This window comes from Gemmatimonas sp. (assembly GCF_044344655.1).
GTDB lineage: Bacteria > Gemmatimonadota > Gemmatimonadetes > Gemmatimonadales > Gemmatimonadaceae > Gemmatimonas.
Genome location: NZ_JBIJCN010000071.1, coordinates 1 through 9,413, shown reverse-complemented (window position 1 = coordinate 9,413; position 9,413 = coordinate 1). Strand labels below are relative to the sequence as shown.

Genomic DNA, 9,413 nt, shown 5'->3' with positions numbered 1-9,413 from the left:
GCAAGGCTGGTTCCGCCATCGGCATTACCGTGGGGGGGAGCACGCGCCAGCTCACGTATGTCGACGCCGAACAGCGCTACATCACGCCGGTCGGCCAACCCATCCGGTACGCAGTGGGTGATGTGGGGCAGGTCACAGTGCCGGGGGACGGAACCAACTTTCCGGCCATCTCCGGTAGCGTGAAGCTGGTCGAACCTTTGGAGGTCGGCCCCGTGGTGGTGCCGGCAGCCGGCCAGAACATGTCGGTCACCTGGAACGGCACGAATGATCCCACGGCGGCCATCATCTTGCAGCTCAAATATCCCAACCCGGCCGCGACGAGCTTTGCCAACGAGCAGGTGTATTGCGCGCTAAAGGACGACGGTGCCGTTGTGATCCCCGGCGGATTGCTCACACAATTTCAGGCGGCCGGTACGCGCCGATCGCTCACGCTCGTCCGCTGGCGCACCAACCTCGTGAGCAACAATGACGCGAGGCTGCACCTTACCTCGAGCATCGATACCACCGTCGTTATCCCCTGACGGTTTCCGTAATGGCAACGGGCGCGACTGTCGAGGTCGCGCCCGTTTGTTTTTGAGGGTACTCATCACCCGAAGGCCCTGCGTCCATCTCTTCCGGGAGTGCTGATGTCCCAGTCCAACGCCACACGCATTGAGCGCGATTCACTCGGTGAACTGCCGGTGCCCGCCCACGCGTTGTACGGCATCCAGACGGTACGGGCGATGCACAACTTCCCCATCAGCGGCCTGCGGCCGCTCGAGCCATTTGTGGTGGCACACGTATGGATCAAGCTTGCGGCGGCGCTGACTCACAGGGACACGGGGCGCCTGGATGCCACCCGTGCCGGCGCCATCGTCGCTGCCGCACAAGAGGTATTGCACGGCGCTCATCGCGACCAGTTTGTCGTCGATCCGTATCAGGCGGGTGCCGGCACATCGCACAACATGAACGTGAACGAAGTGCTCGCCAATCGAGCCAACGAGTTGTTGGGCGAGCCGCGAGGGGCGTACGCGCCGGTGCACCCCAACGATCACGTCAACATGGCCCAAAGCACCAACGACACGATCCCCACCAACATTCGGCTCGCGGTGCTTCGCCAATGGCCAGCGCTGGCCTCGGCAATCGACGGGGTCGCCGACGCCTTCGCCGAGCGTGCGCTCGCCTTCGATCACATCGTGAAGGCTGGGCGCACGCATCTGCAGGACGCCATGCCCATCCGCCTCGGCCAGGAGTTTGCCGCGTACGCGGGTACCCTACGCCGGGCGCGGCAACGATTGGCGCAGGCTGCGGACTATCTCGGTGAGCTCGGCATTGGCGGTTCGGCCGTCGGTACCGGTGTGACCGTGGAGCCGGTGTACCCCGCACTCATGGTGCGGCATCTGCGCGACATCAGCGGAATTGATGCGCTGCGGGTAGGTGATGACCGCATTCAGCTCATGCAGAGCATGGGCGACGCCGCCGCTTTCAGTAGTTCCATGCGACTGCTCGCCGTCGAGCTCTCGAAGATCATGAACGACCTCCGGCTCATGGTGTCCGGTCCACGTACGGGGCTCGACGAAATTGTGCTCCCGGCTGTGCAGCCGGGGTCCAGCATCATGCCGGGCAAGATCAATCCCTCCGTGCCGGAGATGGTCAATCAGGTGTGTCTGCAGGTGATGGGGTGCGATCTCACGGTGGCCATGGCCGCTGAGCACGGACAGTTGGAGCTCAACATCACGATGCCCGTCATTGCCCACAACATTCTGCTGTCAATGCAGCTCCTCACCAACGCCATGACCGTGTTGACCGAGCGGTGTGTGCGCGGCATTGAAGCGAACGAGCCGATGTGCCGGTACTGGGTAGAGCGGTCGGCCGCGCTGGCGACGGCCCTCATGCCGCAGATTGGCTACGCGGCCGCGGCCGAACTCTCCAAACGATCGGTGCGGGAGGGCACGCTCATCCGGGATCTCGTGAAGCGGGAACAGGTGCTCCCGCCCGATCAAGTCGATACGGTGCTGGACCTCCATCGCCTGACGAACATCGGGGTGCCCATCGGCACCCACGGCTTGGTGAGTGGCGGGTAGACGCCCCGTAGACGCCGGGGTGGCGCCGGAGCCGACTGGCGGCCGGTTGGTGGCCTGTTGGCCACCGAGGGGCAGGGGATGAAGCGGTGGTCCGGCGGGGTGAACCGGCGCATACGCAACGCCCGCGGGACTGGTACTCTTGTCAGTCATTCGTGGCGGTTCTAGACTCTCAGGTATGCGGATTACTACGTGGGCCGAATATGGGCTGATTTGCGCCCTCCATCTGGCACGCCGGGCGGGCTCCGGTCCGGTGACGGGCCGTGATGTGGCTTCTCGTGAGCGGCTCCCCGGCGACTACGTCGAGCAGATCCTGTTACGCATGCGCCGAGCGGGCATCGTGAACAGCACCCGCGGCGCTCGGGGCGGGTACTCGCTCGCGCGCGCCGCCGAGGAGATCACGGTCCGCGACGTGATCCAGGCGTCCGAACTGACGACCTTCGATCTGCACTGCGTGTCGCACCCGGTCGATGCTGGGCGTTGCGCCGAAGCCGAGAACTGCAGTATTCGACCTGTCTGGATGCTCCTGCAGAAGCGCATCGACGAGGTGCTCGAGGGGGTGAAGCTGAGTGATCTGCTCGACGATGAGTCGGTCGTGCGCGACCGCGTGGGGATTCCGCAGTTTGACGCAGCGGCGGAGACTCCCGGGGGCCTTCCCATTCTTCAGAGCTGACGACGGTCATGGGGCTCTGGTCCAACTGGCAGGCCACGCGCGCGCGGCGACAGCGCGTCGAGGGGTACCTCAATCATCTGCTACGCGAACCAGACCCCGCAGCGCTCCGCTGGTTATCGGCTGCGACCGGAGTGACCGAGATCGCCCTTCGCGAACTGATGTTTGCACAACGTGCCCTCGGCCTGATTGTGGCTGAGCGCGATGCCCTCGATGACCGAACCGCCGCTGATGTGGCGCATCACTTGGCGCCCGTGATTCTGGCCGAAACGCGACTCAGTGTTGACGCTGGACGCGCCTGGACGGAGCGGTGGCGGGCCTACACCGCGGCGCTGGCGCTGCGCGGTAGCCCGGAACCGCCGGCCACGCGTCTGGCCCGCGTGATGCTGGCGGGCGCCGGAATGGACGCACCTGACGCAGCGGCCGTGCTGCAGGCCACCCAGTACGTGCAGGACCTGCGCGCCGCGTTGAACGAGCAGCTGCGTAGCGCTTTCGGCGCCGCCTCCTTGCCCGACGATGTGCGACCGAGCGCCCTCCGCCCGAGCAGCGTGCGCCGGAGCACCCTGGGCCGCTGACGGGCCTGCGTCCCGGCAGTCGCCGGGAAACGACAAAACGGGCACCGTGCGCCGAAGCGACGTTGCCCGTTTTGTGTAATACGAACGCGAGGTGCCGAAGGCCGGACTCGAACCGGCACGTCCTTGCGGACACTGCGCCCTGAACGCAGCGCGTCTACCAATTCCACCACTCCGGCAGATCCGCGCCCGATGGCCAATGGCCACGGGAACGGCAGGGCGGGAAGGATAGATCGGAAAGGGGCAGAAAGTCAACGCCAAAGGCCAGAAACGTGATGCCGGGCCGGTTCGTCATTCTCACGGAGCGATTACGTTTGAAGGACGTATGGCGAAACAGGACACCGACGACACCAACAACGAGCTGATCGCGCGGAACAAGCGCGCGCGTCATGACTACGAGATTCTCGAGTCCTGGGAGGCCGGTATCGTGCTGACTGGAACCGAGGTCAAGGCGTTGCGTGACGGGCGAGCCAATCTCACCGACGCGTACGGCTACGTGCGGGATGGTGAGGTGTTCCTGCTCAACCTGCACATCGGTGCCTACGGACATGGCAACGTGTTCAATCACGATCCTACCCGCACGCGCAAGCTGCTCCTGCACAAGCGTGAGATCCGCCGTCTCATCGGGTCCGTCGAACGCCAGGGCCTCACGCTCGTCCCGCTCGACCTGTATTTCAAGAACGGCAAGGTCAAGACGCGCATCGCCCTCGGCCGCGGCAAGCAGCAGCACGACAAGCGGGAAGACCTGAAGAAGCGCGACGCCGAACGGGAGATCGCGCGCGTGCTGCGCAAGAGGTGAGCGGCATGCGCGCCACCATCGCGCTCACCGTGCCGCTGCTGGCCTTGGCTGGCTCGCCAGCGTTACCGGCCGTGCACCTCGCGGCGCAGGCACAGGATACGGCACGGCCGCCATCGTTGACGGTGCGGCTTGGTGAGCGCACGCGCACGGTGCCGGCCGTGGCGCACCCCGCCGGCGGTGTCGCCTTGCGCGCCGATGTCTTGGCTGAAGCCCTTGGCGGACAGTTGGTGCCCACAAGTGCGGGTTCCGCCCGCTATCGCTTCGAAGTGGGGCGCACCGGCATCGACATCGAACATGGGTCCACCCTCGCGGTCGTGGTCGATGACACGGTGCCGCTCGTGGCCGACGTTTTTCGGCACGGGGGGGCGGTGTACGTCCCCATGGCCATGGCGACCGAGTTGCTGCCTCGTGTCGGTGCGGGTGTGATGTTCGATGTGGACAAGCGTGAGTTGCGTCGTTTCGCGCTCAGTGTCGCCAGCGCGCGGTCCACCCCCGCACGACCTCCGGCCGCCAATACGGCCGCCAAGACGGCTCCGGTGCCCGGCGGCACCGCAGCGGCCCGTCGACCGGTAGCCGCTTCTCCGGCAGACCTGCGTGGCAGTCGCCAGCGTGTTGTCGTTGTCGACGCCGGCCACGGCGGGCCGGATCGAGGCATGTCCGGTCCGCTCCTGGGCGATGCCAGGGTGTACGAAAAGAACATCACCCTCGCGGTCTCCAAGCAACTGGAACGGGCGCTGCAGCAGCGCGGGATCCGCGTCGTGATGACCCGCACCACGGACACACTGATTGCGCTGTCCGATCGCGGACGCATCGCCAACGACGCCAAGGGTGATCTCTTCGTGTCGATTCACGTGAATGCGGCCAATCCTCGGTGGGCCAATCCCGGCGGTGCCCGCGGCTATGAGACCTACTTCCTCGCCGAAGCCAAGACCGAGGATGAGCGCCGCGTGGCCGCCATGGAAAACGAGGCCGTGCGTTTCGAAACGCGGGCTGACGTGTCCGGAGGTGATCCGTTGGGTTTTCTCCTTCGCGACATGGCGCAAAACGAGCATCTGCGCGAATCGTTGCGCCTCGCCGATCTCATTCAGGGGAGCATGCGCGCCGTGCACCCGGGTCCCAACCGGGGCGTGAAGCAGGCAGGCTTTCGCGTACTGGTCACGGCGTTCATGCCCGCAGTGCTCGTGGAGATTGGGTTCGGCACGAACCGGGACGAAGCGGCGTACATGACGTCACCTGACAAGCAGGCGGAGCTCGCCGAAACGATCGCGGATGCCGTCGCGCGTTACCTCGCCGAGTACGAACGCAAGGTGAGCGGATGATACGCCGCCTCGGCGTGGCCGCGCGCGGGGCCGCACGAGTAGCGGCGGTGGCCTGCGCATGGCTGCTTGCCGCTGGCTGCGTCTATTACAACGGCGTATACAACGCCGAGCGCGTCGCCAAGCGTGGTGACGGAAAGCTGCGACGGAACGAAGACGAGGCGGCCCGCGAGGATTTTCGCTTGTCGGCGATCCACGCGGAATCCGTCCTCGTTCGGGCCCCGACATCGTCGTGGTACCCGCGGGCGCTCTACCTGGCTGGTCGCGGCGCTGCTCTGGCCGGTGGCTGCGAGCAGGGCGTGGCCCGACTCAACGTGCTGCTGCTCGTGCCCACGGTGCCGGACGACGACCGCGTACGCGCCACGATTGCGCTGGCCGCGTGCGATTTGCGGCAGTCCAACGCCGCCTCGGCACGTGCCCGCCTCGACTCACTCCTTGGCCGACTGCCAGAGGGCGAAAGCCGACGCCAGGCCCGCCTCTGGAGTGCCCGCGCCGCGCTTGCACAAGGTGACCTCCCCGCCGTCGATCGCTATCTGGGGTCGCTCGACGCAGGACTGCTCCCGTGGGAAGTGGTCAACGCTGCACTTGCGGCGCGTGATTACGCACGCGCCGAGTCGGTGGTGGTGGCGCGCGCCGGGGCGGGCGATTTCCGCTCCGAGGTCACGCGCACCGTCAACGACCTCGCTGCCGCGGCGCGCTTCGAAGCGGCGGGGCGCATCGTAAAGGCGTACGACAACACGCGGGTGCGCGAGAGCGATCGCGCGCGACTGTACTACGCGTTGGGTGCGCAGCTCGCGCGCACCGGCCAGGATACCCTCGCGCGGCGCACGCTCCTGCGCGCCGAGGCCTTGGTGGGGAAAGACACGCTGCTGCGGAGCGATGTGCGTGCGAGGATGCTCCTGCTCGACTTGCGCCGCGCCGAGAGCATGCCCGCGGCCGATTCGATCCTCGCCCGTGTCGACTCCTCCACATGGGCCACATCGTTCGCCCGACAGATCGGTGAGCACGTGCTGCTCGTGCAATTACTGCGCGGGCGCGACGATCCCACCGGCGCGTCGGCGTACCTGGCAGGTGAGGTGGTGCGCGATTCACTGCGTACCCCGCTTCTCGCGCAGGCGCTGTTTTCGTCCTTTGCCCGCACCAACGGGTCGTCGGTCTTCGCCCCGTTCGCGTGGTACGCGGCGAGCCTGCTCCGCCCCGACAGCGCCGAACGGTGGGTGCAGCGCATCCGTACCGAGTATCCGGCGTCGCCGGTGGCCGCTCGGCTCCGCGGCGATGATCCGGCGACGGCGGAAGACTATCAGCGCGCGCCCGATTTGCTGAAATTGCGGTGGGGCGAGGCGGTCCGCGTGTGGAGTGATAGTGTTCGAAAGCTCCGGACCCGCGCCGCGCCGCGCGCGCCCTGAACGTGACCGTCTTCGTTTCTTCTTGCCCGCATCCGTCGCCGTGACTGCTGCCGCCACTGCCGCCACTGTCGCCCCCGTCCGTTCCTCAGCCGGCGGGAACGCCGCGTCGCTACCCGCCATGCGGGTGGCCGGGCTCGAGTTCCGCAACCCGGTGGTTCTCGCCTCCGGCACCGCCGGCTTCGGTATGGAGCTCGAGGATGTCGTTGACCTCGACGCCGTCGGCGGTATTTGCACGAAGGCCGTGAGCATTGCCCCCCGTACCGGCAATCCGGCACTGCGGGTGAGCGAGTTTGCCGGCGGCATGATCAACGCGATCGGGCTCGCCAACCCGGGGCTCGAGGCGGTCAAGCGCGATTACCTGCCGTGGCTCCCCGCCCATCATCCGGGCACCCGCGTCTTCGTGAACGTCGTCGGCAACAGTGTGGATGACTTCGCGACGGTCGTCGAGGCGATTGACGGCATGCCCGGCATCGACGGGTTTGAGCTCAATGTGAGCTGCCCCAACGTCAAGGCCGGGGGGCTGGAATTCGGCGCCGATCTGCAAGCACTCGCCGCGCTGGTGTCGGCGGCGCGCACCCGGACCACCCGGCCGGTCTTCGTCAAGCTCTCCCCCACGCTGGGCACGGGGGTAACCGACGCCGCACGGGTCGCGGTCGACGCGGGCGCCACGGGGCTCACCCTCGTAAACACCATGCCCGGCCTCGTGATCGACACGCAGGCGCGGCGTCCCAAGATCAGCTTCGGAAGCGGTGGGATCAGCGGCCCGGCCGTACTGCCGATCGGGTTGTTGGCGACATGGCGAGTGAGTCGGGCACTTCCCGGTGTGCCGCTCATCGGGCTCGGCGGCGTGAGTACCGGGGACGATGCCATTCAGTACCTCATGGCGGGTGCCTCGCTCGTGGGCGTGGGCACCGCCGCGCTGCGTGACCCGCGTGCCCCGGAGCGCATCGCTCGGCAGATGCGCCGGTGGGCGGAGCGCGAAGGGGTCAACGACCTCACCACCCTCATCGGAACCCTGCAGTGGCCCTCGTGACCGCGTCCCCCGTGACCCCGATCGTTGCGCTCGATGTCCCCAACCGTGCCGGCGCCGAGGCGCTCGTGCAGCGCCTCGGGGACGCCTGTGACTACTACAAAGTGGGTCTTGAGCTGTTTGCCGCCGAGGGGCCGGCCATCGTGGCGTGGTTGCGAGGGATCGGCAAGCAGGTATTCGTCGACCTCAAGTTGCATGACATCCCCAATACCGTGCGTGGCGCGGCCCGCAGCGTGGCGCGCCGCGGCGCGTCACTGCTCACGGTGCATGCCAGTGGCGGACCCGAGATGATCGCGGCGGCGGTGCAGGGGGCCAACGAAGGTCGCCCAGACGGTGGGTGCGCCATTTTGGGGGTGACGATTCTGACCAGCATGGACGGCGCGGGGGCCGGTGAGGCCTGGGGGCGGCCGCCGGTCGATGTCCAGGCGGAGGTGGTGCGACTGGCCGGGCTGGTGGCGGGCGGTGGCGCGGCGGGCATCGTCTGTTCCGGGCACGAGGCGGCGGCGGTCCGGCAGGCGTTCGGTGACCGGCTGGGTCTTTTGATTCCCGGTATTCGCTTGCCCGGCGGTGAGGCGCACGATCAGCGCCGCGTCATGACGCCGGCGGCGGCTGCCGAGGCCGGGGCCCGCTGGATCATTCTCGGGCGGGCCGTGACCGGGGCGGCCGATCCGGTGGCGGCGATGGCGGCAGTCAGGCGGGGATTGCCTTAGGCTGCCAAGTCCGTTAATCTGCAGGTCTTGCCCGTTTTGGGCGCCTTTTGTGGCGTCCGACGGTGTGAGAATTCACCGGCCAATCCGCTGGCCACTTTCGCTTCGCTCGTGCGCGGAATCGGTATCCGGGTCTCACCCGGACCACGATGCTTCATGAGCGATGAACAGCATGGGGAGTCCGGCCGGCCGCCGATGCATGGCGGTGCGGGAGACTCCGTCGGCGCGTGAGCGCCGAGGTGACCCGTGAAAGTTCGCAGCAGCGTCAAGCCGATCTGTGAGCACTGCAAAGTCGTCAAGCGACAGGGCGTGACTCGCATCATCTGCAAGCGTAACCCGAAGCATAAGCAGCGTCAGGGCTAAGGGAGCGCACAACACATGGCACGTATTGCTGGCGTCGATCTTCCGCGTGAGAAGAAGATCGAGATCGGCCTGACCTACATCTTCGGCATCGGTCGCAAGACCGCCCAGAAGATCCTCGAGGCCGCAGGGGTGTCGAGCGCGCAGCGCGTTCGCGACCTGAACGACAACGATCTCAACAAGCTCCGTCAGGAAATCGAGCGCAATCATCGCGTGGAGGGTGCGCTTCGCACCGAAGTCGCGATGAACATCAAGCGCCTGATGGACATCGGCTCGTACCGTGGCACGCGCCACCGTCGTGGCCTCCCCGTGCGCGGGCAGCGCACGCACACGAACGCGCGCACCAAGAAGGGGCCGCGCCGCGCCATCGCGGGCAAGAAGAAGGTGACCAAGTAAGCCATGGCTACCGCGAAGAAGACCAAGCGCGTCGTCGAGGCGGAAGGCATCGCCCACGTCAGCGCCACGTTCAACAACACGACCATCACGATCACCG

The 9,413-nt window shown here is 66.9% G+C and carries 11 protein-coding genes, 1 tRNA gene and 1 pseudogene; 12 read left to right on the top strand and 1 reads right to left on the bottom strand.

The annotated features are described in order from the left end of the window. The 4 genes from ACIQ51_RS13480 to ACIQ51_RS13465 form a co-directional block, all read left to right on the top strand. Positions 1-521, top strand: a 521-nt coding sequence (locus ACIQ51_RS13480; protein WP_396205576.1) for a hypothetical protein, incomplete at its 5' end; no start/stop codon positions are given. 105 nt (positions 522-626) lie between these two features. Then, complete coding sequence (locus ACIQ51_RS13475) at positions 627-2,063, top strand: aspartate ammonia-lyase (protein ID WP_396205575.1); 1,437 nt, start codon at positions 627-629, stop codon at positions 2,061-2,063. Positions 2,064-2,238: 175 nt separating this feature from the next. Then, positions 2,239-2,733, top strand: a complete 495-nt coding sequence (locus tag ACIQ51_RS13470) for an RrF2 family transcriptional regulator (protein ID WP_396205574.1) — start codon at positions 2,239-2,241, stop codon at positions 2,731-2,733. Positions 2,734-2,741: 8 nt separating this feature from the next. Then, a complete protein-coding gene (locus ACIQ51_RS13465) occupies positions 2,742-3,305 on the top strand; it encodes a hypothetical protein (protein ID WP_396205573.1) in 564 nt (187 codons plus the stop codon). Between the two features lie 92 nt (positions 3,306-3,397). Here the strand turns inward: ACIQ51_RS13465 and ACIQ51_RS13460 are convergent. Further along, positions 3,398-3,481: transfer RNA gene (locus ACIQ51_RS13460), tRNA-Leu, on the bottom strand. Positions 3,482-3,627: 146 nt separating this feature from the next. On the opposite strand from ACIQ51_RS13460, the gene smpB reads away from it, so the two are divergent. The 8 genes and pseudogenes from smpB to ACIQ51_RS13420 form a co-directional block, all read left to right on the top strand. Continuing rightward, positions 3,628-4,101 (top strand): SsrA-binding protein SmpB, encoded by a 474-nt coding sequence (gene smpB / locus ACIQ51_RS13455; RefSeq protein WP_396205572.1) that lies wholly within the window; start codon positions 3,628-3,630, stop codon positions 4,099-4,101. Between the two features lie 5 nt (positions 4,102-4,106). Next, positions 4,107-5,420, top strand: coding sequence for an N-acetylmuramoyl-L-alanine amidase (locus tag ACIQ51_RS13450; protein ID WP_396205571.1), 1,314 nt, complete (start codon positions 4,107-4,109; stop codon positions 5,418-5,420). After that, positions 5,417-6,823 (top strand): hypothetical protein, encoded by a 1,407-nt coding sequence (locus ACIQ51_RS13445; RefSeq protein WP_396205570.1) that lies wholly within the window; start codon positions 5,417-5,419, stop codon positions 6,821-6,823. The genes ACIQ51_RS13450 and ACIQ51_RS13445 overlap by 4 nt, the downstream gene beginning before the upstream one ends. Before the next feature lie 40 nt (positions 6,824-6,863). After that, positions 6,864-7,856, top strand: a complete 993-nt coding sequence (locus ACIQ51_RS13440) for a dihydroorotate dehydrogenase (protein WP_396205569.1) — start codon at positions 6,864-6,866, stop codon at positions 7,854-7,856. Continuing rightward, a complete protein-coding gene (gene pyrF / locus ACIQ51_RS13435) occupies positions 7,853-8,563 on the top strand; it encodes an orotidine-5'-phosphate decarboxylase (RefSeq protein WP_396205568.1) in 711 nt (236 codons plus the stop codon). The genes ACIQ51_RS13440 and pyrF overlap by 4 nt, the downstream gene beginning before the upstream one ends. A gap of 243 nt (positions 8,564-8,806) precedes the next feature. Continuing rightward, positions 8,807-8,923 carry a 50S ribosomal protein L36 gene (gene rpmJ, locus ACIQ51_RS13430; protein ID WP_012683466.1) on the top strand — a complete coding sequence of 39 codons (117 nt, stop codon included), beginning with the start codon at positions 8,807-8,809 and terminating at the stop codon, positions 8,921-8,923. A 15-nt stretch (positions 8,924-8,938) separates the two neighbouring features. Next, positions 8,939-9,316, top strand: coding sequence for a 30S ribosomal protein S13 (rpsM, locus tag ACIQ51_RS13425; protein WP_396205567.1), 378 nt, complete (start codon positions 8,939-8,941; stop codon positions 9,314-9,316). 3 nt (positions 9,317-9,319) lie between these two features. Further along, a pseudogene (locus ACIQ51_RS13420) lies at positions 9,320-9,413 on the top strand (30S ribosomal protein S11); the annotation flags it as partial.